General features: G+C 49.0%; 28 protein-coding genes and 1 tRNA gene. 14 read left to right on the forward strand and 15 right to left on the reverse strand.

Annotated features, from left to right (window positions below):
* On the reverse strand, positions 1-751 hold a 751-nt coding region (locus AC2JC8_RS05830), incomplete at its 3' end, for an SDR family NAD(P)-dependent oxidoreductase (protein ID WP_484594345.1).
* 37 nt (positions 752-788) lie between these two features.
* Between AC2JC8_RS05830 and AC2JC8_RS05835 the strand changes: the two genes are divergently transcribed.
* The 6 genes from AC2JC8_RS05835 (at position 789) to AC2JC8_RS05860 (ending at position 5,100) form a co-directional block, all read left to right on the forward strand.
* Positions 789-1,157, forward strand: a complete 369-nt coding sequence (locus AC2JC8_RS05835; protein ID WP_484594346.1) for a hypothetical protein — start codon at positions 789-791, stop codon at positions 1,155-1,157.
* 403 nt (positions 1,158-1,560) lie between these two features.
* Positions 1,561-1,791: a hypothetical protein gene (locus tag AC2JC8_RS05840; protein ID WP_484594347.1), complete on the forward strand. Its 231-nt coding sequence runs from the start codon at positions 1,561-1,563 to the stop codon at positions 1,789-1,791.
* Positions 1,788-2,192: a PIN domain-containing protein gene (locus tag AC2JC8_RS05845; protein ID WP_484401887.1), complete on the forward strand. Its 405-nt coding sequence runs from the start codon at positions 1,788-1,790 to the stop codon at positions 2,190-2,192. Before AC2JC8_RS05840 ends, AC2JC8_RS05845 begins: the two co-directional genes overlap by 4 nt.
* Positions 2,193-2,874: 682 nt before the next feature.
* A complete protein-coding gene (locus AC2JC8_RS05850) occupies positions 2,875-3,201 on the forward strand; it encodes a Nif11-like leader peptide family natural product precursor (RefSeq protein WP_484594348.1) in 327 nt (108 codons plus the stop codon).
* Positions 3,202-3,347: 146 nt separating this feature from the next.
* Complete coding sequence (locus AC2JC8_RS05855; protein ID WP_484594358.1) at positions 3,348-3,938, forward strand: DNA-3-methyladenine glycosylase; 591 nt, start codon at positions 3,348-3,350, stop codon at positions 3,936-3,938.
* A 142-nt stretch (positions 3,939-4,080) separates the two neighbouring features.
* Positions 4,081-5,100 carry an aspartate carbamoyltransferase catalytic subunit gene (locus AC2JC8_RS05860; protein WP_295456929.1) on the forward strand — a complete coding sequence of 340 codons (1,020 nt, stop codon included), beginning with the start codon at positions 4,081-4,083 and terminating at the stop codon, positions 5,098-5,100.
* 10 nt (positions 5,101-5,110) lie between these two features.
* On the opposite strand, the gene AC2JC8_RS05865 is transcribed toward AC2JC8_RS05860, so the two are convergent.
* The 5 genes from AC2JC8_RS05865 to AC2JC8_RS05885 all read right to left on the reverse strand — a co-directional run bounded on the left by AC2JC8_RS05865 (position 5,111) and on the right by AC2JC8_RS05885 (position 7,791).
* Positions 5,111-6,562, reverse strand: coding sequence for an NAD(P)/FAD-dependent oxidoreductase (locus AC2JC8_RS05865; RefSeq protein ID WP_484401817.1), 1,452 nt, complete (start codon positions 6,560-6,562; stop codon positions 5,111-5,113).
* A gap of 64 nt (positions 6,563-6,626) precedes the next feature.
* Entirely contained in the window at positions 6,627-6,959 is a 333-nt protein-coding gene (locus AC2JC8_RS05870; RefSeq protein WP_484594349.1) for a DUF565 domain-containing protein, read from the reverse strand.
* Between the two features lie 141 nt (positions 6,960-7,100).
* Complete coding sequence (locus tag AC2JC8_RS05875) at positions 7,101-7,301, reverse strand: hypothetical protein (protein ID WP_255132399.1); 201 nt, start codon at positions 7,299-7,301, stop codon at positions 7,101-7,103.
* Positions 7,302-7,364: 63 nt separating this feature from the next.
* Positions 7,365-7,673: a hypothetical protein gene (locus AC2JC8_RS05880; RefSeq protein ID WP_484401617.1), complete on the reverse strand. Its 309-nt coding sequence runs from the start codon at positions 7,671-7,673 to the stop codon at positions 7,365-7,367.
* Positions 7,674-7,718: 45 nt separating this feature from the next.
* Positions 7,719-7,791: transfer RNA gene (locus AC2JC8_RS05885), tRNA-Ala, on the reverse strand.
* A gap of 26 nt (positions 7,792-7,817) precedes the next feature.
* Here AC2JC8_RS05885 and isiD point away from each other — a divergent pair.
* Together isiD and coaBC are read left to right on the forward strand one after the other, a co-directional pair.
* Positions 7,818-8,033, forward strand: coding sequence for a protein IsiD (gene isiD / locus AC2JC8_RS05890; protein ID WP_482138474.1), 216 nt, complete (start codon positions 7,818-7,820; stop codon positions 8,031-8,033).
* Positions 8,034-8,035: 2 nt separating this feature from the next.
* Entirely contained in the window at positions 8,036-9,286 is a 1,251-nt protein-coding gene (gene coaBC, locus AC2JC8_RS05895; RefSeq protein WP_484594350.1) for a bifunctional phosphopantothenoylcysteine decarboxylase/phosphopantothenate--cysteine ligase CoaBC, read from the forward strand.
* 32 nt (positions 9,287-9,318) lie between these two features.
* Here coaBC and AC2JC8_RS05900 read toward each other — a convergent pair whose 3' ends face one another.
* Entirely contained in the window at positions 9,319-9,618 is a 300-nt protein-coding gene (locus tag AC2JC8_RS05900; RefSeq protein ID WP_484401620.1) for a hypothetical protein, read from the reverse strand.
* An 82-nt stretch (positions 9,619-9,700) separates the two neighbouring features.
* On the opposite strand from AC2JC8_RS05900, the gene AC2JC8_RS05905 reads away from it, so the two are divergent.
* From AC2JC8_RS05905 to AC2JC8_RS05925, 5 genes are all read left to right on the forward strand, one after another.
* Complete coding sequence (locus AC2JC8_RS05905; protein WP_484594351.1) at positions 9,701-10,534, forward strand: photosystem II manganese-stabilizing polypeptide; 834 nt, start codon at positions 9,701-9,703, stop codon at positions 10,532-10,534.
* Positions 10,531-11,673, forward strand: coding sequence for a sulfate adenylyltransferase (gene sat, locus AC2JC8_RS05910; protein WP_484594352.1), 1,143 nt, complete (start codon positions 10,531-10,533; stop codon positions 11,671-11,673). Before AC2JC8_RS05905 ends, sat begins: the two co-directional genes overlap by 4 nt.
* 44 nt (positions 11,674-11,717) lie before the next feature.
* A complete protein-coding gene (ftsH3, locus tag AC2JC8_RS05915; protein WP_484401623.1) occupies positions 11,718-13,574 on the forward strand; it encodes an ATP-dependent zinc metalloprotease FtsH3 in 1,857 nt (618 codons plus the stop codon).
* A complete protein-coding gene (locus tag AC2JC8_RS05920) occupies positions 13,549-14,220 on the forward strand; it encodes a bifunctional 4-hydroxy-2-oxoglutarate aldolase/2-dehydro-3-deoxy-phosphogluconate aldolase (protein WP_484401625.1) in 672 nt (223 codons plus the stop codon). The genes ftsH3 and AC2JC8_RS05920 overlap by 26 nt, the downstream gene beginning before the upstream one ends.
* Before the next feature lie 73 nt (positions 14,221-14,293).
* Positions 14,294-14,689 (forward strand): hypothetical protein, encoded by a 396-nt coding sequence (locus AC2JC8_RS05925; RefSeq protein WP_484401626.1) that lies wholly within the window; start codon positions 14,294-14,296, stop codon positions 14,687-14,689.
* Positions 14,690-14,696: 7 nt separating this feature from the next.
* Here the strand turns inward: AC2JC8_RS05925 and aroC are convergent, their stop codons facing one another.
* Positions 14,697-15,785, reverse strand: coding sequence for a chorismate synthase (aroC, locus tag AC2JC8_RS05930; RefSeq protein WP_484401627.1), 1,089 nt, complete (start codon positions 15,783-15,785; stop codon positions 14,697-14,699).
* A gap of 72 nt (positions 15,786-15,857) precedes the next feature.
* Between aroC and nth the strand changes: the two genes are divergently transcribed.
* Positions 15,858-16,511 carry an endonuclease III gene (nth, locus tag AC2JC8_RS05935; RefSeq protein ID WP_484594353.1) on the forward strand — a complete coding sequence of 218 codons (654 nt, stop codon included), beginning with the start codon at positions 15,858-15,860 and terminating at the stop codon, positions 16,509-16,511.
* Positions 16,512-16,583: 72 nt separating this feature from the next.
* Here the strand turns inward: nth and psbA are convergent, their stop codons facing one another.
* The 7 genes from psbA to AC2JC8_RS05970 all read right to left on the reverse strand — a co-directional run.
* The gene (psbA, locus tag AC2JC8_RS05940) at positions 16,584-17,663 is read right to left on the reverse strand and encodes a photosystem II q(b) protein (protein ID WP_484594354.1); all 1,080 of its coding nucleotides are present in this window, start codon (positions 17,661-17,663) and stop codon (positions 16,584-16,586) included.
* An 87-nt stretch (positions 17,664-17,750) separates the two neighbouring features.
* Positions 17,751-18,425, reverse strand: a complete 675-nt coding sequence (locus AC2JC8_RS05945; RefSeq protein ID WP_484594355.1) for a class II aldolase/adducin family protein — start codon at positions 18,423-18,425, stop codon at positions 17,751-17,753.
* Positions 18,426-18,556: 131 nt separating this feature from the next.
* Positions 18,557-19,666: an S-methyl-5-thioribose-1-phosphate isomerase gene (gene mtnA, locus AC2JC8_RS05950; protein WP_484400603.1), complete on the reverse strand. Its 1,110-nt coding sequence runs from the start codon at positions 19,664-19,666 to the stop codon at positions 18,557-18,559.
* 86 nt (positions 19,667-19,752) lie between these two features.
* Positions 19,753-21,015, reverse strand: coding sequence for a SufS family cysteine desulfurase (locus AC2JC8_RS05955; protein WP_484400602.1), 1,263 nt, complete (start codon positions 21,013-21,015; stop codon positions 19,753-19,755).
* Positions 21,012-22,199, reverse strand: coding sequence for a SufD family Fe-S cluster assembly protein (locus AC2JC8_RS05960; protein ID WP_484594356.1), 1,188 nt, complete (start codon positions 22,197-22,199; stop codon positions 21,012-21,014). The genes AC2JC8_RS05955 and AC2JC8_RS05960 overlap by 4 nt, the downstream gene beginning before the upstream one ends.
* Positions 22,186-23,013, reverse strand: coding sequence for a Fe-S cluster assembly ATPase SufC (gene sufC, locus AC2JC8_RS05965; RefSeq protein ID WP_484400599.1), 828 nt, complete (start codon positions 23,011-23,013; stop codon positions 22,186-22,188). Before sufC ends, AC2JC8_RS05960 begins: the two co-directional genes overlap by 14 nt.
* Positions 23,014-23,068: 55 nt before the next feature.
* On the reverse strand, positions 23,069-23,697 hold a 629-nt coding region (locus tag AC2JC8_RS05970), incomplete at its 5' end, for a SufD family Fe-S cluster assembly protein (protein WP_484594357.1).

Here is a 23,697-nt window from a genome sequence, read left to right on the forward strand (position 1 = left end):
TAAATGCAAATATGGTTTGACCAATAGGATTTTGTTTACGGCTATAGCGAAAAAATCCTTCATTAGTGCGTGGGATTACCAGGCCAGGGCTCCATGCTATTACGGTTATTGGCGTTGAACTGCTGGCTAGGGTCTTCGAGATATATTGAGCCATTAATAAGTTGCAAAGTTTACTATCTTTATAGGCTTTTTCTGCGTTGAAGATATTTCTACCATCAAGCATTAGTGCGGCGGCCCCTTGTTGTAAACCATTTAGATCTGCTAGCCCAGCTGGTGCGCCAACTTTGCCCCCTGGGCTTTTGGGATCATGAACTTCAGAAGCAGTAATTATTAAACGGGGGCTTTTGCTTAATAGCAGCAGCGGTAATAGTTGCTCGAGGAGTGCTTGATGGGCTAGGTGATTAACTGCAATTGTGAGTTCAAATCCTTGCTTAGACCATTGCGGCTGCTTACTGCCGCTGTATTGCAGGCCGGCATTAAGCACTAAAGTATCGATAGGGTCCCCCTTAATTAATAGCTCTTTAGCGCAACTTGCAACGCTAGTTAAATCAGCTAGATCGCAGATGGGTGTTTGAATATTATCTGAGTTTCCAAAACGTTGATTTATTTTTGCTGCTGTTTCGCTATTTCGGCAGGGCATTGTTAGGTGATGGCCTGCGCGCTGTAGTAGAAGCGCAGCTTCTAGGCCAATGCCAGAACTAGCGCCAGTGATTAGAATATGCTTCTTTGCTATTTGTGTAGTTGCAATCATTTTAGGCTATGCTTGAGAAATGTATTTTTATTCTATTATGAATCTTTTCGGAACCGTTAATTTGGCGAGTTTAATCGGAATTATTATTTATCTGATTTGGCTTCCTGTTGCGGTGGCAGCTGTTATGCAGATCCGCTTTCTGATTGGTTGCCGTAAAGAAAGAACAGCTGCAATTATATTTGCAACTATTCTGCAATTTATCCACCTTTTTGCCCGTTTATTTGGCCTGCCGCTAATTGCTGGGATTCTATTTTTTCAGGGTTGGAAACTAGAGCCAATCTTTGTTTTTGCATTTTTCTTTTTGGGGCTTGGCTATCTTAGTGAACTTGTGATGAATTTCAAGAATCAATTAGATGCCTGGCGCATACGAAAAAATCTTAGTAACCCCCAATCCAGGAGTATTTAAGCTTGAGCACTCTAAATTTCCAATATCAAGCATTTGGTTTTAATCTGGCAAGTGATATTCCGCTGCCCGAATTAAGCGAAAAGTTGTTAATCACTAACGAGCAAAATAGTATATCTGTAGTTAGTGGAAACTATGAAAACTTTCCTTCTATAGAAGCTAGTCCCCAGAGCACCACAAAGTGCAGCGGCATCTGGGTTTTTAGGTCAGTTATTGGGTTGGCAGCAAGATGGCATCAGCGACTTCACCTCAAAGCCACTTCCATGGCCACCACGCCCTCCCAGCACCTCCCCCAGAGCTTTTTCGCTCGCCCTGCTGAGCAGGTTGCTGCTGGGATTTGAGTGCTCAACACTTTTGACGACAAGTTTTATGCTTTGCTAGAAATGCGATTTTGGAGCCCTAAATTATGAAAGTAACTGTTGAGCTTTCAGAAAATGAGATGGCTGAAATTCTTGATTTCACTGGTGAGAGTAAGAAGGGACCTGCAATTCGCCGCCTGATGGAACAAGCTTTGCAGCAGAGACATCGCGCCCAAATTGCTCAGCGCTTCATTAGCGGCGAGTGGGGGGTGGAGTTGGAGGGTTTTGAAAACGACCGGGAGTGCGACCGACAGCGAGCACAGCAGCTAGCCGAATGATCATGCTGCTCGACTCCAGCCTCTGGGTTGACTTCACCCGTGCTCGTAGCCCGGCCCCTCTCAAGAAGTTCATCGCCCCCTTTGTGCTTAATCCCCAGGCCCACCTGGCTGAACCAGTGCGTTTTGAGCTGTTGCGATCAGCCCGGCCAGATGAGATTCGTCAGCTAGAGGCCCAGTTTGCAACTTTGCCTAAACTCACCACCCCGGCTGATTTGTGGCAGCGGGCGATCGGCTTGGGCCAAGCCTGTCGCCAGATCGGCCGCACTGTGTTCAGCATCGATCTGCTGGTTGCTGCTGTGGCCCTGCATCACAACGCTCTTCTTGTGAGCTTTGACACCGACTTCGAGGCCATCGCTTCGGTGAGTGAACTGCGCCTGCAGCGCCTGGAACGCCCTGTTTAATTCCATGCTCTGGTTATAAAATTAAAGATCCTTTGGCCGGCATCAGTGCTTACAGCCCAGCTAATTTTTACCTATGTATTTCGGAGTTATTGAAGAATTAAAAAGCCCCTGTGTTTCACGCTTTCTGTGAGTGCTTGCATAACAGGAGTTTTCCATTCTTTCTTAGCAGACTTTGTACCGTAACCATTAGCGCCAAAACGATATTTAAGATCACCTGAAGCACTTGTTTCAAATGCTTGGTCGTAGGAGAAATTAATCCCAGTAGTTAACCCATTACCGCTGTTTCGCTATTTCGGCAGGGCATTGTTAATTGATGGCCTGTGCGCTGCAGTAGAGGCGCAGCTTATAGGCCAATGCCAGAGTTAGCACCAGTGATTAGAATATGCTTCTTTGCTATTTGCATAGTTGCGATCATTTTAAGCTATGTTTTAGAAAAAGTATTTCTATTCTATTATGAATCTTTCTTGAACCGTTAATTTGGCGAGTTTAATCGCAATTATTATTTTGCTATCTTGGCTTTCTGTTGAGGTGGCGCTGCTGCAGGGCTTATTTCTCCTGCCGAAGAGAAGTGGCCATTGGCTCCCGTGAGATTGGGATTTTTTAGTGCTTGTATAACGATTTGAGTCTTAGCTGGTTCATAAAATGGAATGGAAGTAGAAAAGCCCAAGCCATTTAAACTTTAATGAGTAAATCTGAGTTACATCGATTTATCGACAAATGCCGTGTAGATTCACAATTTAGGGATCAGCTGGCGGTGCTGCCAGGTCCGCAGCAAATACTTGAATTTATTGCTATGAATGGATTCAATTTTTTTGATGAAATTCGAGGTCGTTTTATCAATCGCTGGAAGGGTGTTTTCTGTTGTCCACAAGCAGATGAAGTGGGAACCTATTGCCCAGGATTGATACCCGCAGGCTTCAAATCCCTTGTCCACTATGCTCAATCAACATGCAGCTCCCGAGACCTCAAGGAAGAAGAATACGACTTCAGATCAGGTAAAAAGTATTAATTTAGTGAGTGCCTTCATAACATTAGTTGAGCATCTATATGAGCAGGCAAATATAATTAGATCACACTTATAAATGGCTTGTTGTTTCTCAAGCTTTAACTTTAAATCGCAATAATTCATTTTTGTTTCCTCGCCAATCCAATCCCATAGCCACCACGCCCTCCCAGCACCTCCCCCAAGCCTTCTTCGCCCGCCCCGCCGAGCAGGTTGCCCCCGAGCTCATCGGCTGCCTGCTGGTGAAACGCCAAGCGGATGGCGAGCTGCTGTGGGGCGTGATTATGGAAACGGAGGCGTATTGCCAGAGCGAGCCCGCCTGCCACGGCTACCGCCGCCGCAGCCCCAGCAACGAAACCCTGTTTGGTGAGCCTGGGCGTTTCTATGTGTATGTGAGCTATGGCATTCACCACTGCGTGAATGTGGTTACTGATCGCGATAACTGGGCCAATGGTGTGTTGCTGCGCGCTGTTGCCCTGCCCGATGGGCCGCCGCGGCTGGCAGCCGGGCCTGCACTTTTGGCGCGATGTTTTGGCATTGATCGATCCCATAATGGCCTGCCGGCAAACCAGGAATCTGGTTTGTGGTTAGCGCCAATGTTGCCAGAGTTGGGAATAATTACGCCCACTAATTTGGTGCAAACTCCCCGCATTGGCATCAGTCAAGGGAAGGAATTACCTTGGCGTTGGTATCTAGGTGGCAATAAAAGTGTTAGTCGCCAGCCACACATTCACATCAACTAGAGAGGCCGGCACTTTGGCGATGCTCTTGCTCCAAAGCCCAGGGTTGATGGCTCTCCTGCTTGGCTTGTGCAATATCGGCAAAGCGTTCCCCTAGCTATTTGCGTCTGCCCCTTTAACTTGGTTTTGTTTGCAATATGTGGTTTTGAGCAGCTGGAACCATCGCCATGTGCTGGATCTAGCGGTTTTTTCGCTTGATAACTACGCCACAGTGCTAAGCCTGGCCCAACGCTTTCGTTCCCTGCCGATGGCTGGCCCCAGGCGCTTACCGGCCTTGCAGGGTCGTTTAGTAACAACATTATTTTTTGAACCCAGCACCCGCACCCGCAGCAGTTTTGAACTGGCAGCCCGTCGCCTTTCGGCTGATGTTCAAAGTTTTGCTCCTGCCACAAGCGCTTTAAGCAAAGGCGAAAGTTTGCTTGATACCGCCCGCACCTATGTAGCGATGGGGTCTGATGTGTTGGTGGTACGCCACAGCTGCGCCGGTGTGCCAGCTGCCCTTGCGCGCGACCTAGATCAAGCCGGTGAAAAGGTGGCAGTGCTTAATGGCGGCGATGGTTTACATAGTCACCCAAGCCAGGCATTGCTTGATCTATTTAGCCTTGCCCGTTATTTCGCGCCGGAAGCTCCAACCCCTGCAGCTTTACAAGGAAAGCGCATCGTGATCGTTGGAGATGTGCTCCATTCCCGTGTTGCCCGTTCCAATCTTTGGGCGCTCACCGCTTGTGGTGCTGATGTGGTGTTATGCGCCCCTGCCACGTTGTTACCAGATGCATTTAGCGAATTTGTTGCAGCCCCCCCCTCCGGTGTAACCCACGACCCAGTGGCAATTCGTGGTGCTGTGCAGATTGAACGCAATCTCGATAAAGCTCTAGAGGGGGCTGATGCAGTGATGGCGTTGCGTTTACAAAAGGAACGTATGCGCGAAAATCAAATCACAAGCCTTGATGCATATCACCGCAGTTTTGGTATTACCCATAAACGTTTGGAAGTTTGTGGTAAAAAAGTGCCACTGCTGCACCCTGGGCCAGTAAATCGTGGGGTGGAATTAAGTGGTGAATTAGTAGAAGATATAAATATCAGTTTAATTGATGAACAGGTGCGAAATGGTATTCCCGTGCGGATGGCCCTGCTTTATTTAATGGCTGCTAGCCATGATCTTTAAGCGTTGATCTTTAAGCGTTATTGCCGCGGAAATTATCTATTGCATTTTTCATTGTTAAATCCATATCAGATATTGATGTTTCCCCCGCAATACCCATTGGAAATGGCGAGCCACTCCCTTCAAGGCCCACGTGTTGACTCGGCATACCAGTAATTAAAAGATCACCTCGCTGTTGGGTAACAACAGCCCAGAGCCACTTAATAAGTAGCGATACGCGATTTTCATCATCTGGCATAAATGCCAAGTGAGCAGCGGCCCATAGGCCCCAGCCAGGGCTGCCCACCAGCTTTAAACCGCGTAAATCAGCAACAGCGCTTACGCGACCCAGCACCGCCATGGTGCCGAAATCAAAAAAGGAGAAGGGTTTCATTACACGATTTTGTAATTTCGCTTGGATATCTTTTGCTACCCAGCCACCCATTTGCGTTGCTGGCCCCGCCATGCCGGGCAGTGGTTTGCCGTCGTTTGTATGGCTGTAGCTGCATAGATCACCCACCACTCGTATTTCGGGATGGTTTGGGATTGAAAAATCAGCATCCACCACCACCCTGCCGCCCCGATCCACCTCACAACCGGTGGAAGCTGCGAGGGTTTTACCCAAATGCGATGCCCTCACTCCAGCTGTCCAAAAAACGTTTGCGGCCTTGATTCGCACATCACCATTGGGAGTGCCCACCAGCACTTCCCCAGGCACGATCGATTGCACCCTGCCTTGGAATAAAAATTCCACCCCCACCGCTTTCAAATGCTTGCCAGCTGCTTCTGAAAGCAATGGATCCATTGCCCGCAATACCCGATCGCCTGGATCCACCAGCACGATGCGGGTGCGGCTGATATCAACCTGTTTGAAATCTTTCGCCATCGCATTACGCATTAGCTCAGATACAGCACCTGCCAACTCGCAACCTGCAGGGCCTCCGCCAACGATCACAACGGTTTGTAGAAATTCTCTTTCTTTTGTATTTGTTGTTTGTTCTGCTTGCTCAAGGGCCATCAGCAGGCGCCGCCGTATTTCTGCTGCGTGCTCAAGGATTTTCATCGGCGGTGCGATGCTGCGCCAATCCTCATGGCCGAAATAGGTGCTGCCCGATCCCGCCGCCAGGATCAGATAGTCGTAGCTGAAGGATTTGCCATTAAAAATAATTTCCTTGGCATCGGCTTGGATATCGCTCACTTCTCCCAATAACACCTGCACATTGCGTTGGGCTCCCACCAGTAAGCGCAAAGGGGTTGCCACGTCGCTAGCGCCAACCAGCCCGGTGGCCACTTGATAAAGCAAAGGTTGAAACAGATTAAAATTGCGTTTATCAATCAGGGTTACGCGCACATCTGCCCCTTTAAATGCTTTGCAAGCCTTTACGCCTGCAAAGCCCCCCCCCACGATCACCACATGGGGCTTATCGCGTAGTTCTTCCGTTGGCGGCTCAAGTTCAAGGAAAAATCGCTCTTTAGTGGAAGTCATTAGCGCAGTAGAGAGGATCTATCTAAAAGGTATGCCTTTGTTTTGTTAAATGCCGGTTTAGTGCTCACACGCTGGCTTTAAAGCCTTCTAAAAGCAGCCCGTAAACCAGCCCCATCCGGGCCATATCCAGTAATCCAAGCAGTAATTTATCTCCGCCTTTAAGCAGTAATGGTTTACGCGCACGAATCGCTAGTTCAGCAAGCACTACAAATAAAAAGGCTGCAAGGGGATCTAAAAAACTCATTGCACCGGCAAGAGCACCCACACTTGCTCCGATGCTGAAACCACCAAAAAAAATAATTGCTAGTAACGATGCCCTTCTCCAGGGGTTTTGAGTCCAGCTTTCAAGCTGTAGCAGCGCTTTTCCACCAAAAATATGTAAACGAGTGTTTTGCACTGTTTCCTAAAAATCAAATAACAGACGAAGCAAGCTAGTGATCCCCATCACCTGGCCAATTGCTTCGCCAATTTATTAATACACTAAATGTGAGGGTTGAGCAGTCGCTTACGCTACATCTGGTGGAATTAATAAATAAACTTATGAATCAACCTCTTTTGGTTTGCGGCTTGTTTTGCCTTCGAGAAGTTCCAGTAGCGCCTCCATCTGGGCCATTACTCCCCGCACCTCTCCAGCTTCTGGCAATAGGCCATCATCCATAACCCCCTGGTGCATTTCACGCAGTTCCTGGCGGATGTAACGAAGGTGGCTCACCACCTGCTCGCGCTTGGACTGCGACATGCGTTGAGGTTTGTTGATTAATGACCCTTTGTACCCCATTGCGGGGCCGACGCCGCGATAACCTCAGCCGCTTTTGCGGCAAACCCGCTCCAGCAGAGTCTTTGCAAGGGTAAAAGGCATTGCGTTAAACCAATCACCCGCTTCCCCTTGCGGCGCATCTATCGGGCCAGAAAATAAACCAGGCATCGGTTGCCCCAATCGCCTTACCTTCCCATCAGTTTTTTGCCGCTGCGTGTATTTAACTAAGCCGGTTTCTCTACTTATTGGCGGAAGCGGCGCAAGAATAATTATTTCCCGTTCGGTTTCCAATAACGGTGTTACCGCAATTAAAGTTGCCAGCCAGTTAGTTATTAAACTCGGCAGAAAGGCCAAAACTCACCTCAATGCCATTAGCGGTTGAATTAATACAATAAAAAGTGGAGAATAGGGGATTCGAACCCCTGACCTCTGCGGTGCGATCGCAGCGCTCTACCAGCTGAGCTAACTCCCCAAGGGATTGATTTGAAATTACCACCGATGTCTGAACCAGTCGCAATTTCTGAAACTACGTTGGCTGCCCACACTGAGGATTCAGTGGCGGCTCTAGCTAAACGATTAGACGCAGACGACTACCCCAATCCTTTCGATAGCCTCGCCGATTGGCATCTGATGCGAGCTCTGGCGATACATCGCCCAGATTTGGCGCGCCCTTACGTGCATCTTGTGGATCAGGAACCGTTCGACGAGGAATAGCAATGCTGGCTGCTGCGGCTGATCCCCTGGCTAACAAACGAATCTTGTTAGCCGTTAGCGGCAGCATCGCAGCGGTGAAGGTGCCCCAACTTGTTAGTGCCCTTGTGCAACGTGGCGCTTTAGTGCGCTGCGCACTCACCCCCAGCGCCGCCCAATTGGTTAGCCCCGCAGCCTTGGCGAGTCTTTCTCGGCATCACTGCTACCTTGAGGCCGATCAGTGGTTAGCAAGCCAGCCCAGGCCGCTGCACATTGAATTAGCTGAATGGGCGGAACTTTTATTACTAGTACCCCTCAGCGCCAGCAGCATGGCCCGCTTGGCCCATGGCCTTGCAGACAACCTCGTGGCTTCCATATTTTTGGCTGCTGAAGCCCCTCGTTTATTAGCGGCTGCCATGAACACCAGCATGTGGCAAGCCGCGGCAGTGCAACGCAATTGGCAAGTGCTGCGAGATGAGCCTCAAACATTGGCTCTGCCCCCGGCTGGCGATGGTTTGTTGGCTTGCGATCGCCGAGGCGCTGGTCGTATGCGGGAGCCGGCCCAGATGCTGCTGGCGGCTGAATCCCTTGTAATTCGTGGCGCCACCCAAGATCTCAAAGGCTTGCGCCTCTTAATTACTGCCGGCCCCAGCCGCGAAGAGCTTGATCCGGCCCGTTATCTTTCGAATCCATCCACCGGCAGGATGGGAGTAATGCTTGCCCTTGCGGCCCAATGGCGCGGCGCTGAGGTGAAACTGCTACACGGCCCCTTAGAGCTGGAGCCTGCTCTGTTGGAAGGTTTGCAATGTTTCCCCTTCATCAATGCAGCCCAACTTCAGCTTTCACTCAGCCAGCATCAACCCTGGGCCGATGGGGTTGTGATGGCTGCTGCTGTGGCAGATCAACGCATACGTAAAACCAATGGCGAAAAACTTAGTAAGGCTGAAATGCAACATCAATTGCTACAGCCCGATACCTGGGAGCTGGTGCCCGATTTGTTGCAAGAAATGGTTGCAAATCGCCCTCGGGGTCAAGTGTTGATGGGCTTTTGCGCCCATAGCGGCAATGGGTTAGCCATTGCAAAGCAAAAATTGCTGAAGAAAGGCTGCGATCTGCTCTTTGCAAATCCCATTGATTTAGCTGGGGCTGGATTTGGAGCGATCAACAATCAAGGCTGGTTGTTGCAACAGGGCGGGGAACCCCAGCAGCTAGGCCCCTGCAGCAAATTGAACCTTGCCCATCAATTACTCGATAATTGGCATAAGTGCTGGCAATAAGGCTGGCAATAACGCTGGCAATAAGGCTGGCATTAGGCCTCGCTCTGATCTCGAGGATTAAGCATTTCGAGGAAGGTTTGGATCTGAAGCCTTGGGATATACGGCCAGCCACCGCTTTGCTCGATCGATTGCAATAAGGCAAATAAACGGCGCCTATCCGCAGGCAGGCTGTTGCGCAATGGCCCGTCTTGGAGGCTGCGGTGCAGCTTCTCCAGCTCTCTTAATACCGCCAGCAGGGCAATTGGATTGCCCTCAGCCTCGCTTGCAAGGGCTTCCGCCTCTTTGCTCCATTTTGAGAAGCGCTGGCTCCAGTCGGCTTCGGCTGTTGCCATCTAAATGTATGAAGGCGTGGCATCCTATCCGGCACATGTGGTTTTCGGTTGTACGATCGGTCATATGCTTTCTTTGCATCCCATGCGCAGCCTGCGGAAATTGTTTCAAGCAGCCATCGCCCTTTGTCTGGCGGCTTGCTTGACCCTTTTAACCGCCTGCAGTGGAGGCGCTAAAGCTATAGATCGAGCTGATCTCACCTACGAAGATATACACAACACAGGGTTGGCAAATGATTGCGCCACCTTGCCGGAATCAGCCCGCGGCACCATCAGCCTCGAAGCAGGCAGCCGCTATCAGCTCAAGGAAATGTGCTTTCACCCCAGCACGGTGGCAGTGAAGGGAGAGCCGGCGAACAAACGTCAGGAAGCTCAATTTGTAGACGGGCGCATCCTCACCCGTTACACCTCCAGCCTTGATTCCGTTTATGGCGATCTCACAGTTGAAGAAACAGGCTTGCGTTTTAAGGAGTTAGGCGGCATTGATTTCCAGCCAATCACTGTTTTGCTGCCAGGCGGCGAAGAGGTGCCATTCACTTTCTCCAGCAAGTTGCTTGATGCCACCGCTGAGGGCGCAAATCTCTCAACGAGCACCGATTTCGAAGGTCCATACCGCACCCCCAGCTATCGCACCAGTAATTTCCTTGATCCCAAAGGTCGTGGTCTCACCACCGGCTACAGCAGCGCCATGGGCTTAGTGCCCGCTGGCGATGACGTAGAGCTGCGCAAAGAAAATGTGAAGCGCTATGTGGATGGCTCCGGCACGATGAATTTCTCGATCACTCGCCTTGATGCCCAAACCGGTGAATTTGCTGGAGTATTTACAGCGATTCAACCCTCTGATACAGATATGGGCACAAAGAAGGTGGTTGATGTAAAAGTGAGCGGTGAGCTTTATGGCCGCCTTGAGAAAGCTTGAACTCTGTTATCGCTCCCTACGGCGGCAGCTTGGTGGATCTGATGGTTTCCACCGAGCAGCAAGCTCAGCTGCTGGCTTCTGTAACCACAAGCATTGAATGCTCCGATCGCAATGCCTGTGATGTAGAGCTTCTTGTGGTGGGGGGGTTTTCTCCAGAACGCGGCTTTATGCATCAGGAGAATTACAACTCCGTGGTGGCAACTCATCGCACCAGTTCCGGCTATCTATTTGGGTTGCCGCTTATTTTTGATACTGATCGGGATGATTTGCAGCTTGGTGATCGGGTTCTGCTCACCTATAAGGGGCAAAATCTTGCGGTTTTAACCGTTCAAGACCAATGGCTACCCGATAAAACAATCGAGGCAAAAGGTTGCTACGGCACCACCTCTCTCGAACATCCAGCCGTGCGAATGATCGCGATGGAACGCAAACATCGCTATATAGGCGGATCGCTGCAAGGCCTTGAGTTGCCCAAGCGGGTATTCCCCTGCAAAACCCCAGCCCAGGTGCGGCAATCTTTGCCTTCAGGCGAAGACGTGGTGGCTTTTCAGTGCCGTAATCCCATTCATCGCGCTCACTACGAATTATTTACACGGGCGCTTCATGCCAGCAATGTGAGCGCTGCTGCAGTGGTGCTTGTTCATCCCACCTGCGGACCCACTCAGGAAGACGATATCCCCGGAACTGTGCGTTTTCAAACCTATGAGAAGCTCGCAGCTGAAGTTGATAACCCCCGCATCCGTTGGGCTTACCTGCCATACGCAATGCATATGGCAGGCCCGCGGGAGGCATTGCAGCACATGATTATTCGCCGCAATTACGGTTGCACCCATTTCATCATCGGCCGCGATATGGCCGGCTGTAAGTCGTCTATTAGTGGTGAAGATTTTTATAGCCCTTACGAGGCTCAGGATTTTGCTACGGCCTGTGCTCCGGAACTTGCAATGCAAACAGTGCCTTCCCTGAATCTTGTTTACACCCAGGAGGAGGGTTATGTAACCGCTGAGCATGCCGAGGCAAGCGGTTTACTTGTGAAAAAACTAAGTGGCACCCAATTCCGCCAGATGTTGCGTAGCGGTGAGGAAATACCCGAGTGGTTCGCCTTCCGCAGCGTTGTCGAAGTGCTCCGCACTCCCTGAAACTCAGGATCGGTTAACATTCCTTCATTGATGAGGTTGGCTAAATGGCAGCTAAGAAAGGTTGGCGTAATGCAGGTTTATACGTATTACTAGTAGTTGTTTTGATCGCCCTCGGCACCGCTTTTATGGGCGGTAGACCCGCCCCTGCTAACGCTCCAAGGAGCCTGCGATATAGCGATTTTATAGAAGCAGTACAGGCAAATCAGATATCTAGAGTGTTGATCTCCCCTGATCGCGGTACTGCCCTTGTGGTGGAAAGCGATGGCCGCCGGGCTGAGGTGAACCTCGCACCAGATAAAGATCTACTCAAAATCCTCACAGACAATAAAGTTGATATTGCTGTTCAACCCACCCGCCAAACTCCGGCCTGGCAGCAGGCTGCCAGCAGCTTGATCTTTCCAATATTGCTGCTTGGTGGGTTGTTCTTTCTTTTACGTCGCGCCCAAGGTGGCGGCGGCGGCAATCAAGCGATGAGTTTCGGTAAAAGTAAAGCGAGGGTACAAATGGAACCCCAAACTCAAGTTACTTTTAATGATGTAGCTGGAATTGAAGGCGCAAAACTTGAGCTAACAGAGGTGGTTGATTTCCTTAAAAATCCAGACCGTTTCACAGCAGTTGGTGCAAAGATTCCAAAAGGTGTTTTATTAGTTGGCCCTCCAGGTACAGGTAAAACCTTGCTTGCTAAGGCTGTTGCAGGCGAAGCTGGAGTACCTTTCTTTTCAATTTCAGGTTCTGAATTTGTTGAGATGTTTGTTGGTGTTGGTGCCAGCAGAGTAAGAGATCTTTTTGAGCAAGCTAAAAAGAATGCCCCGTGCATAGTTTTTATCGATGAAATTGATGCAGTTGGTAGGCAGCGGGGTGCAGGCCTCGGTGGCGGCAACGATGAGCGGGAGCAAACTCTTAACCAGCTACTTACAGAGATGGATGGTTTTGAAGGTAATACAGGCATCATCATTGTTGCTGCAACAAACCGCCCTGATGTATTGGATTCAGCCTTAATGCGTCCAGGCCGTTTTGATCGCCAGGTAGTTGTCGACAGACCTGATTACAGTGGCCGGCTTCAAATCCTCGGTGTTCATGCAAGAGGTAAAACCCTTAGCAAAGATGTAGACCTTGACCGGGTGGCCCGACGCACCCCTGGATTTACTGGTGCCGATCTAGCAAATCTATTAAATGAGGCTGCAATCATGGCAGCTCGCCGTCAATTAAGTGAAATATCAATGGATGAGGTAAATGATGCGATTGAACGGGTAATGGCGGGCCCTGAAAAGAAAGATCGTGTTATGAGCGAAAGGCGCAAACGCCTTGTTGCTTATCACGAAGCCGGCCACGCTCTAGTTGGAGCGCTGATGCCTGATTATGATTCGGTTCAAAAAATCAGCATCATTCCCCGTGGTAATGCAGGCGGCCTCACTTTCTTTACCCCAAGTGAAGAAAGGATGGAATCGGGGCTTTATTCACGTTCTTATTTGCAAAATCAAATGGCTGTTGCCCTAGGCGGCCGTGTTGCAGAAGAAATTGTTTATGGGGAAGATGAAGTTACAACTGGAGCTTCTAATGATCTTCAGCAAGTTGCCAGGGTTGCACGCCAAATGGTTACCCGTTTTGGCATGAGCGATAAGCTTGGCCCGATCGCACTTGGTAGATCACAAGGTGGAATGTTCCTTGGCCGTGATATTGGCGCTGAAAGAGATTTCTCAGAAGACACCGCCGCCACAATCGATGCTGAAGTTTCAGATTTAGTTGCGGTTGCCTACAAACGTGCCACCGGTGTTCTTGTAGCAAATCGCGCTGTCCTTGATGAGTTAGCTGATCTCTTGGTTGAGCAAGAAACCGTTGATGCAGAACAGCTACAAGAACTATTACTGCTCCGTGATGTTGAGGTTGCAAACTACGTTTAAAGCTGATCCAGCTGCTTTAAAGGCATCTCTAACTAATAGCCCATTACTTGCTGTTTTACGCCCAAATTCCAGCAAACAAGCTCAGATACAGGTGGCGGCAGTTGCAGAGGCTGGCTTCATACACGTGGAATTATCTTGGAATTCAGCTCCCTGGTGGGCTGAATTGCTTTTAGATCTTCAGAAACAATGGCCGCAATTGCGATTTGGTGCTGCAGGCATAAGCAATCAAGATCAGCTTCCTTTGATTTCTAAAATTGGTATTAGCTATGCAATGGCACCCGTTGCATCTGCTGAATTGCTAATTACGGCAGCAGATCTTGGTATTACTTTGGTGCCAGGGGTGTTTAGCCCCACAGAAGTACACCACTTTGGCATTGCCCTTGCCTCTGCCTCCGGTTTGGTAAAGCTTTTTCCAGCCGCATCATTAGGTCCTGCTTATTGGCGTCAACTAAAGGGCCCTCTGGGACCGCTGCCCTTTTGTATTGCAGCGGGTGGTATTGCTGTAAAAGACGTGCCCAGCTGGTTTGATGCCGGCGTGCAAGCAGTAGCACTTGGTTCCAGTTTGTTTGATGCTGGCGATTGCCTATGGCCTGGTTATGCCGAAATCATCGCGCCGTTCGTAGTAACAAAGCCAAACAACAACTGAGACGTCGCCATATTTAGTTGCCATTAAGCCTATCAAGTGCTACTTCTGGAGTAGAGGAATTTTTTTCTTTCCAATGGCACAGATCACCATCAAGCTCAGCGATAAGGGGCTTGCTTTAATTGCTCAACTGCAAAAGGAAATTTTCAACCGCCGCCGTAAAAAAGTAACCACCGCTGGAGTGGTTGAAACTTTGATCGAAAGCGGTGCAAAGTCACAAAGTGACAAGCGTTTTGCCGCCTCTTGGCAAAATTTGGTAGCCGATATCGAAAGGGCTGCAAAAGTTGCGGATACCTACGGCAATAAACCCGCCAGTCTTAGTGATGCTGAATGGGCTTTGGTGTTAAGCCACCGCACCCGGCCCCAGCGCCCGAGCACTGCTACCCGTAAGCCCCCTGCTAAAAAGCCCGCAGCACGTACAAAACGCGTTGCAGCAAAGCCCGCAGCTTCTGATCTGGCATCAGCCTCATGAGCTAGCTTCACCACTCACCGCATTGTCCTCGCTGGCGGAGCCAATGGTCTGCCAGCACAAGGGCCACCATCGCTTCCACCATCGGTACAGCCCTTGGCAAAACGCATGGATCGTGTCTGCCTTTGGCTGAAATAGTGGTGCTATTGCCGCTGGCAGTAATCGTTTGTTGTTCTTTACGGATTGTGGCGGTGGGTTTAAAAGCCACCCGGATGAGGATCGGCTCGCCGTTGCTGATCCCCCCTTGAATGCCGCCTGAATTGTTCGTGGCTGTATGGAGGCTGCCATCACCTGTTGCGAGAAAGGCATCGTTGTGTTCGCTGCCTTTCATCAAAGTGCCAGCAAAGCCGGAACCAATCTCAAATCCTTTTGTAGCTGGTAAAGACATCACTGCCTTAGCAAGATCAGCTTCCAACTTGTCGAATACTGGCATCCCAAGCCCTAAAGGGGCATGGCGCACTACGCATTCGATTACACCACCGCAGGAATCACCCTCACGGCCAATCGCTTCGATGCGTTCGATCATTTGAACTGCCATCTCAGGATCAGGGCAGCGCACAATGTTGCTTTCCACTGTTTCTAGGTTCGCCAGAAGTGGATCAATAGTTGCTTCTAGGTTGTGGATGCGTTTTACCCAAGCCAGCACCTCAGTGCCGGCAGCTTCTGCCAGTAATTGTTTGGCAATGGCACCAGCTGCCACGCGGCCAATCGTTTCCCGCGCTGAGGCTCTACCACCTCCACTGCGGGCTTGGATCCCATATTTGGCCTGGTAGGTGGCATCTGCGTGGGAAGGGCGAAATGCCACTTCCATTTCTTTGTAATCCTGGGGCCTTTGATCTTTATTGCGCACCAGCATGGCGATCGGGGTGCCAAGGGTGATGCCATCCAGCACACCACTGAGGATTTCCACTTGATCCTCCTCCTTGCGGGGGGTTGTGATTTTGCTTTGGCCCGGTTTTCTGCGATCAAGATCAGCCTGGATCGCCTTGATATCCAGTTGTAATCTTGGTGGACAGCCATCCACAATCACCCCAACTCCGCCACCATGGGATTCACCAAAGGTGGAAATCCGAAATAACTGACCAAAACTACTGCCCATAAATTATTTAAACCTGACCATGAGCCTAGTTGGCCCCATATTTGCTAGAGATGTTGAGTAGTTGGCTAAAAGATGAGAAAAGGCGAACGTGCTGCCCTTGTTATGCAGCGGCTGGAGCAGCACTATCCAGAAGTTCCTGTGCCCCTTGATCACAGCGATCCATTTACTTTGCTTGTTGCGGTGTTGTTAAGTGCCCAATGCACAGATAAAAAAGTAAACGAAGTTACCCCTGCATTATTTAAAGATGGTCCAAATCCTGCCGCTATGGCAGCTTTAAGTGAGGCCACAATTCTTACGCATATACGTCAATTGGGTTTAGCGCGCACAAAAGCCGCACATGTGAAGCGCTTAGCTGAATTATTAATTGAACGCCACGGCGGCCAAGTGCCCAAGAGCTTCACTGCCCTTGAAGCCCTGCCTGGGGTGGGTCATAAAACAGCCAGTGTGGTGATGGCACAAGCCTTTGGGGTGCCGGCATTTCCAGTGGATACCCATATTCACCGCTTAGCCCAACGCTGGGGCCTCAGTAATGGTGAAAATGTGGCACGCACTGAAACCGATTTGAAGCGTTTATTTCCAAGGGAGGCATGGAATAAATTGCACCTCCAAATAATTTTCTATGGCCGTGAATTTTGCACCGCCCGCGGCTGCAATGGCATGGTGTGCCCACTTTGCAAAGAGCTGTTTCCTAATCGCCGTAAACCATTGCTTGCCAACAAGGCCTAAACCATTAAAAAGCCCCCGCGTTAGCGGGGGCGATTTCTATTCCTCTAATTAAGCGATTTGCTTAGTTAGTGATCAACCGATTGCAGGGGCGGTTAGTGCTACTGGAGCGCTTTCAGCTGCTGCAAGATCGAGTGGGAAGTTGTGAGCATTGCGCTCGTGCATTACTTCCATACCCAAACCAGCGCGGTTCAAGATGTCAGCCCAGGTATTCACTACACGGCCTTGGCCATCGAGAATCGACTGGTTGAAGTTGAATCCGTTCAAGTTGAAGGCCATTGTGCTCACGCCAAGGGCGGTGAACCAGATGCCAACTACTGGCCATGCAGCTAAGAAGAAGTGCAGGCTACGGCTGTTGTTGAAAGATGCGTATTGGAAGATCAAGCGACCGAAGTAGCCGTGGGCTGCAACGATGTTGTAGGTCTCTTCTTCTTGGCCAAACTTATAGCCGTAGTTCTGGCTCTCAGATTCGGTGGTTTCACGCACCAAGCTGGAGGTAACCAATGAACCGTGCATTGCAGAGAACAAGCTGCCACCAAACACACCTGCTACGCCGAGCATGTGGAAGGGGTGCATAAGAATGTTGTGCTCAGCTTGGAATACCAACATGTAGTTGAAGGTTCCTGAAATACCAAGGGGCATTGCATCAGAGAAAGAACCCTGACCGAATGGATACACAAGGAATACTGCTGATGCAGCTGCAACTGGTGCGCTGTAAGCAATACAGATCCAAGGGCGCATTCCCAAGCGGTAAGACAGTTCCCACTCACGTCCCATATAGGCATAGATGCCGATCAGGAAGTGGAAAATCACCAGTTGGAAAGGACCGCCGTTATACAGCCACTCGTCGAGGCTGGCAGCTTCCCAGATTGGGTAGAAGTGAAGACCAATAGCGTTGCTAGAAGGAACAACAGCACCGGAGATGATGTTGTTGCCATAGATCAATGAACCAGCAACTGGCTCACGGATGCCGTCGATATCAACGGGTGGTGCTGCAATAAAAGCAACAATGAAACAGGTAGTAGCAGCAAGCAGGGTGGGGATCATCAATACACCGAACCAACCCACATAGAGGCGGTTGTCGGTGCTGGTGACCCACTCACAGAATTGCTGCCATACAGAAGCGCTGGAGCGCTGCTGAATTGTGGTTTGCATGAGTACGGGGGTAAACGAAACGGAAAAGAGCGGATAACCGCCACCCGAATGTAACAGATTATTGCGTTTTGTGTGGGTTTAATGGGTTTAATCTTTTTGCCAATTGCGCCCTCCGTAGTGCAGGCCTGCCATCTGCTCACGCACCCTTTCCATTTCCCCCTCCCCCAGAACGGGCGGCTCTCCAAACTGCAGGGCTTGCAGGAACATATGAGCAAGAGTTTCCACCTCAACCGCTAAACCAAGAGCTTGATCCAAGCTGCAACCAACAGTTACCTGACCGTGATGAGCTAAGAGGCAGGCACTGCGCTGTTCAAGTGCTTTTAGTGTTACTTCGCTGAGCTGCTGAGTGCCGAAAGTTTCATAAGGAGCACATCGGATGGAACTTCCACCAGCCATCACAACCATGTAATGAAAACTTGGAATGCTGCGGCCATGGCAAGCCACAGCAGTGGCATGGATCGAATGGCAGTGCACAACAGCCATTAGCTCTGAACGCTTTGCCAAAATATCGGCATGGAGCCGCCATTCAGAAGAAGGCCTGCGCTGCTGGGCTTCTTCTCCAAGTGGCATGCCACTGAAATCGATCGCCACCAAATCAGCTGGCTGCATCTGTTCATAGGGCAATGAACTGGGGGTGATCAGCAAACCACCCAAGATTCGGGCAGACAAATTACCTGAGGTTCCCTGGTTAAGCCCCGAACGATTAAGGCGCCTTGCAGCTTCCACAAGCTCTTGGCGCAATTCTAACTCAGTAGCAGACACAAGCAAACATGCAATTTCGTCAAGGTTAATAAAGTACAGAATTAGGCAGCTATTCCAAAAATTTGCCGCCAAGCATTAAGAATGCAATAAACAGAAAACATATATCCAATTAAATAAGAACCCCCAAAACACTAATTAATTTTAGTTTTTTTGTATAGCTCTTGCAATCCTGCTGTACTTGCAGCCGTAACTCCTTTTTCGGTAATCAGTGCTGTTACCAAGCGGGCCGGTGTTACATCAAAAGCTGGATTAAAGCCCCTGCTGCCAGTTGGCGTTAGTTGAACATTAATTATTTCAGAATTAGAAGCTGCGCCTTGAATATGGGTTACCTCCATTGCTGAGCGCGCTTCTATTGGAATTTCTGCTATTCCATCAGCAATAGTCCAGTCAATTGTGGAAGCGGGGAGAGCCACATAAAAAGGAACATTATTATCAAAAGCCGCTAGCGCTTTTAAATAGGTTCCAATCTTGTTACACACATCACCGTTGCTGGTGGTGCGATCAGTACCAACAATTACAGCATCAACCTCGCCATGCTGCATCAAATAGCCTCCGGCGTTATCCACAATCACTGTATGTGGCACCCCCTCCTTAGCTAATTCAAAAGCAGTAAGAGCTGCACCTTGATTTCGCGGCCGAGTTTCATCAACCCAAACATGAATATCCATCCCCGCTCGATGTGCTTTATAAATCGGAGCTAGAGCTGTGCCCCAATCAACTGTTGCTAGCCAACCAGCATTGCAGTGAGTTAACACTTGAAATGGCGTGCCCAAGCGTTCGAAGGGGCGAGCTGCTGCCAATTGCTGGAAGATCGCTAAGCCATGGTTGCCAATCGCTTCACACATGGCCACATCTTCTTCAGCAATTACTGAGGCTTCAGCTTGAGCGGCAGCTGCCCGTTGGTGTTGGGGAAGCTTGCCCACCTGATTGCGCACACGCTCTAGGGCCCAACGCAAATTAATGGCGGTTGGGCGAGTGGAATTAAGCAATTCAAAGGCAGATAAAAGTGCCTTATCACTGGGATCTTCCTGTAGGGCCAACATCAACCCATAGGCACCAGTTACTCCAATTAATGGAGCTCCTCTTACCACCATCGTGCTGATGGCAGCTGCTGCTTCAGCGCAAGTTCCAAGCGTTTTTGTTTTAAACTGATGCGGCAGTTGTGTTTGATCGATCACACCCACAGACCTGCCGCCCTCCTCTAGCCAAATTGTGCGCCATTCTTTTCCTTCAATATTCATAGCAAAGAAGAGATGTAAGTAATTATCATATTTTAAGCATAAATTTACTACATCTCATATCAAGGGATAAGCAAACCAATCAGGTATCAGCTATGTTCTCTAAGAAAATTAATGCTGTTAGCTAATTCTTCAAGGAACGATTCTATTTCAGAGCGACTGGTGCTAAAAGCAAGCGAAGCCCTAGCAGAGGCATTAATACCTAATATGCGATGCAATGGTTGAGTGCAATGGTGACCACTGCGGATGCATATGCCATTTGCATCAAGAAGGGCGCATAAATCATGGGGATGTGCACCTTCTACAACAAAACTGGCAAGCGCAGCACGGCGAGGTTGCTGTGCAGGGGTTGGGCCGAACAAAGTAATTCCTTCAATACGTGCCAAGCCATCCCATAACAAAGCTGTTAATTCTTGTTCCCAAGCGTGGATATTACCCAAACCAAGCTTTGTTAAATAATCAAGGGCTGCACCCATTCCAATTGCTTCTCCAATAGCAGGAGTACCAGCTTCAAATTTATGGGGTAAATCTGCCCAGGTGCTGTGATCAAGAAATACCTCATCTATCATCTCACCGCCACCTAAAAAAGGTGGAGCTTGCTCCAGTAATTCCCTGCGACCCCAAAGAAAGCCCATTCCAGTTGGGCCACACAATTTATGGCTAGACCCCACTAACCAATCACAGCCCAAAGCATGCACATCAACTGGAATATGGGCCAAACTTTGACAGGCATCAACCAATACTTTGGCGCCTACTTTATGGGAAAGCTCAACTAAATCTGCAATCGGATTTAAACAGCCAAGGCTATTACTTAGTTGCACAATTGGAACAATCTTAGTGCGAGTATTTAATTGAGCTCGAAAATCATCAAGGTCAAGTTCTCCAGCAGCCGTAAACCCAACATGCCGCAACACGGCACCGGTGCGCGCCGCAACCAATTGCCATGGAACGAGGTTACTGTGATGCTCCATTACCGTTGTGAGAATTTCATCGCCTGGCTGCAATTGAGCAGCAGCCCACGTGAAAGCAACTAAATTAATTGCTTCAGTAGCATTACGAGTAAATACAATCTCTGCTGAATCATTGGCACGAATAAACGTAGCTGTAGTTGATCTAGCCGCTTCAAAAGCATCTGTAGCTCTTGCACTTAAGCTATGTGCACCGCGATGAACATTAGCATTATCGCAGCTGTAATAATTGCTTAATGCATTTATAACCTGCTGCGGCTTCTGGCTTGTAGCAGCATGATCCAAATAGATTAGAGGTTGGCCATTTATTAACTGATCGAAAATCGGGAAATCAGCGCGGCATTGCGTTGAAAGATTAGTGATGGTTGCTTTTTCACTTCTCATGGCATTAATACCGCCTCAAGGGAGCAGCAGGAAACGGCAATTGGTGGTAAAAAATTAACAATCTGCTGACAAAAGCCCAACTTCAACAAGGAAACCGCCTGCTGCCTTGAAATACCACGACTTTGCATGTAAAAAAGCTCATCCGTAGCCAAGCTACTAATGGTGGCGCCGTGACTGCAACGAACATCATCTGCAACGATTGCAAGCTCTGGCTTTGAATCCACCCTAGCGCGATCACTAAGTAATAGATGTCGACTCAGCTGTGATGCATCAGTTCCTTGGGCAGGCTTAGGAACCTGTACTGCTCCATTGAAAATACTGCGGCCAGCATCATCTACCAATGCCTTTTGAAGTTGTTCAAGGCGTCCGTTGGGCCCATCAAATCTAACTGCGCTATGAAGATCGCAAATATTATTATCTGCTGCAATTGCCAAATCCCTTAAAAAAGTATGTGCCTCACCTTCATTTTGCACAACCCTTGGCTCCTGGCGAGCTAATGCCCAACCATGCACTACTGCCGTGCGTTCATAACGGCTTGTTGCTGCCTGATTCACCTCAGAACCAGATAACAAAACCGCTCCCTCAGCTCCAATTAGGTTTTGAGCCTCTAACAAACTCGATCCTTGAGCAAGATTGGCCTGCAAAGTTAGCAAAACTAAACTATTAGTGCTGCTTTTAATATTCACAAATAATTCAAGAGATGCACCCTCTGCAAGGGAAATCTGCATCTTTGCATTTACAAGCGCTGCCGAATTATTTGGATTTAGACAAAGCTCAAGCCGCAATGATTCAGCTGCTCCTAGTGCCAGATTGAAACTAGGACCCACGATTGAATTCTGCAGCTGAAATACCCAAGCACTATCAGCATCCTTGCTAGCTGCTGGATTTTCTAGATCAAGCAGCAAGCCGGCAGGTGCAGCGGCTGAGCCCTGCGCAAGCACAAAATTACCGCCATCTTCATCAAGAGTTAAGCTCACTACATCTGGAGCGAAGAGTGGAGACTGCCCATGAACTACAGGTCCACTTTTTTTAAGTAGTAAGGGTTCAAGATTAGTTAGGGCTGTTAAATCTGTAAAGCGCCAAGGCTCTAAGCGGCGATGGGGCAAACCCTCTTTAAGCAAATAATCAGCAGAATATTTAGACCGTATGCCATGGGTCTTAACCAAGGCTTCAAGCCAATTCATGCTCCGCCTCCTCGATTGCTTCAGCCCGCGAATTAATACCAGCTTCCTGATCAATCCAGTCGTAGCCCCTACGCTCCAGCTCCAAGGCAAGCTCAGGGCCAGCGGTGCGCAAAATACGGCCATGGGCCATCACATGCACATAATCAGGTGTGATGGCGTCTAGCAATCTTTGGTAGTGGGTAATTAGCAGGGTGGCATTTTGCGGCCCTGCAAGTTGCTTAACCCCATCGGCAATGATACGTAAAGCATCTATGTCTAATCCTGAATCTGTTTCATCAAGAATTGCCAAATCTGGTTCCAATAAAGCCATTTGCAAGATTTCATTGCGCTTTTTCTCACCGCCTGAAAATCCTTCATTAAGACTGCGGCCAAGAAAGGCAGGATCCATCTGCACCAATTCCAAACGTTCCTGCAAATGATCATCAAAGCTAAATGTATCCAACTCCTCTAAACCGCTAGCCACACGACGGGCGTTTGTGGATACTCTTAAGAACTCATGATTACTTACTCCAGGAATTTCCACCGGATATTGAAAACCAAGGAATATTCCTATCCTTGATCGCTCTTCCGGAGGCATCTGAGCTAGATCCAAGCCACGAAATCGGATTGATCCAGCGGTAATTTCGTAGGAGGGATGACCTGCAATTAATTTTGAAAGAGTACTTTTTCCACTACCATTACGGCCCATTAAGGCATGAATTTCTCCCTGTTTGATGATGAGATTAATGCCACATAAAATTTCTTGGCCTGCAACACTAGCCCTTAAATTGCTAATTTCAAGCAATGGTTCAGAAATGGCGGGGGAAACTATCACAGACTCGTTTGTAAGGGGTGGAAATAAAAGAAACTAAGCATCAGTAGAAAATCCGTTAGCCCACGGAGCCCTCAAGCTTTAATGCAAGCAATTTGTCTGCCTCGGCCGCAAATTCAAGGGGAAGCTGGTTAAAGACATCTCGGCAAAAACCACTAACCATCATTGAAACCGCCTCTTCAAAAGAAATTCCACGACTTTGTAGGTAGAAGAGTTGATCGGCAGAAATTCTACAAGTACTTGCTTCGTGCTCAATTATTGCATCTGGTTGCTGAGATCTAATGTAGGGGAAAGTATTAGCTGCAGCTCTATCTCCGATCAGCATTGAATCGCATTGACTATAATTTCTAGCACCGTGGGCTTTAGGGCCAACCTGAACTAAACCGCGATAACTATTGGAAGAGTTGCCAGCGCTTATACCTTTACTAACAATTGTGGAGCGGGTGCGGGCACCCACATGCAACATTTTAGTTCCAGTGTCAGCCTGTTGATAATTATTAGTTAACGCAACTGAATAAAACTCTCCAACTGAATCGTCACCAGCTAATACACAACTTGGATATTTCCAAGTAATTGCAGAACCTGTTTCCACTTGAGTCCAACTTATGTGGCTTCGAGCACCTTCACAAATTCCGCGTTTGGTAACAAAATTATAGATTCCACCTTTACCGGTTTCATCGCCTGCAT

It is taken from the genome of Synechococcus sp., from assembly GCF_982614295.1.

What these genes read in the sequence shown, in the direction of transcription:
- AC2JC8_RS05900 (WP_484401620.1), bottom strand. Translation starts at nt 9,618, where the DNA reads ATGGCAACAGCCGAAGCCGACTGGAGCCAGCGCTTCTCAAAATGGAGC.
- coaBC (WP_484594350.1), top strand. Translation starts at nt 8,036, where the DNA reads ATGCTGGCTGCTGCGGCTGATCCCCTGGCTAACAAACGAATCTTGTTA.
- nth (WP_484594353.1), top strand. Translation starts at nt 15,858, where the DNA reads ATGAGAAAAGGCGAACGTGCTGCCCTTGTTATGCAGCGGCTGGAGCAG.
- aroC (WP_484401627.1), bottom strand. Translation starts at nt 15,785, where the DNA reads ATGGGCAGTAGTTTTGGTCAGTTATTTCGGATTTCCACCTTTGGTGAA.
- mtnA (WP_484400603.1), bottom strand. Translation starts at nt 19,666, where the DNA reads ATGAATATTGAAGGAAAAGAATGGCGCACAATTTGGCTAGAGGAGGGC.
- psbA (WP_484594354.1), bottom strand. Translation starts at nt 17,663, where the DNA reads ATGCAAACCACAATTCAGCAGCGCTCCAGCGCTTCTGTATGGCAGCAA.
- AC2JC8_RS05865 (WP_484401817.1), bottom strand. Translation starts at nt 6,562, where the DNA reads ATGACTTCCACTAAAGAGCGATTTTTCCTTGAACTTGAGCCGCCAACG.
- AC2JC8_RS05875 (WP_255132399.1), bottom strand. Translation starts at nt 7,301, where the DNA reads ATGTCGCAGTCCAAGCGCGAGCAGGTGGTGAGCCACCTTCGTTACATC.
- AC2JC8_RS05850 (WP_484594348.1), top strand. Translation starts at nt 2,875, where the DNA reads ATGAGTAAATCTGAGTTACATCGATTTATCGACAAATGCCGTGTAGAT.
- AC2JC8_RS05960 (WP_484594356.1), bottom strand. Translation starts at nt 22,199, where the DNA reads ATGAATTGGCTTGAAGCCTTGGTTAAGACCCATGGCATACGGTCTAAA.
- AC2JC8_RS05955 (WP_484400602.1), bottom strand. Translation starts at nt 21,015, where the DNA reads ATGAGAAGTGAAAAAGCAACCATCACTAATCTTTCAACGCAATGCCGC.
- AC2JC8_RS05905 (WP_484594351.1), top strand. Translation starts at nt 9,701, where the DNA reads ATGCGCAGCCTGCGGAAATTGTTTCAAGCAGCCATCGCCCTTTGTCTG.
- isiD (WP_482138474.1), top strand. Translation starts at nt 7,818, where the DNA reads ATGTCTGAACCAGTCGCAATTTCTGAAACTACGTTGGCTGCCCACACT.
- AC2JC8_RS05925 (WP_484401626.1), top strand. Translation starts at nt 14,294, where the DNA reads ATGGCACAGATCACCATCAAGCTCAGCGATAAGGGGCTTGCTTTAATT.
- AC2JC8_RS05835 (WP_484594346.1), top strand. Translation starts at nt 789, where the DNA reads ATGAATCTTTTCGGAACCGTTAATTTGGCGAGTTTAATCGGAATTATT.
- ftsH3 (WP_484401623.1), top strand. Translation starts at nt 11,718, where the DNA reads ATGGCAGCTAAGAAAGGTTGGCGTAATGCAGGTTTATACGTATTACTA.
- AC2JC8_RS05920 (WP_484401625.1), top strand. Translation starts at nt 13,549, where the DNA reads ATGTTGAGGTTGCAAACTACGTTTAAAGCTGATCCAGCTGCTTTAAAG.
- AC2JC8_RS05840 (WP_484594347.1), top strand. Translation starts at nt 1,561, where the DNA reads ATGAAAGTAACTGTTGAGCTTTCAGAAAATGAGATGGCTGAAATTCTT.
- AC2JC8_RS05845 (WP_484401887.1), top strand. Translation starts at nt 1,788, where the DNA reads ATGATCATGCTGCTCGACTCCAGCCTCTGGGTTGACTTCACCCGTGCT.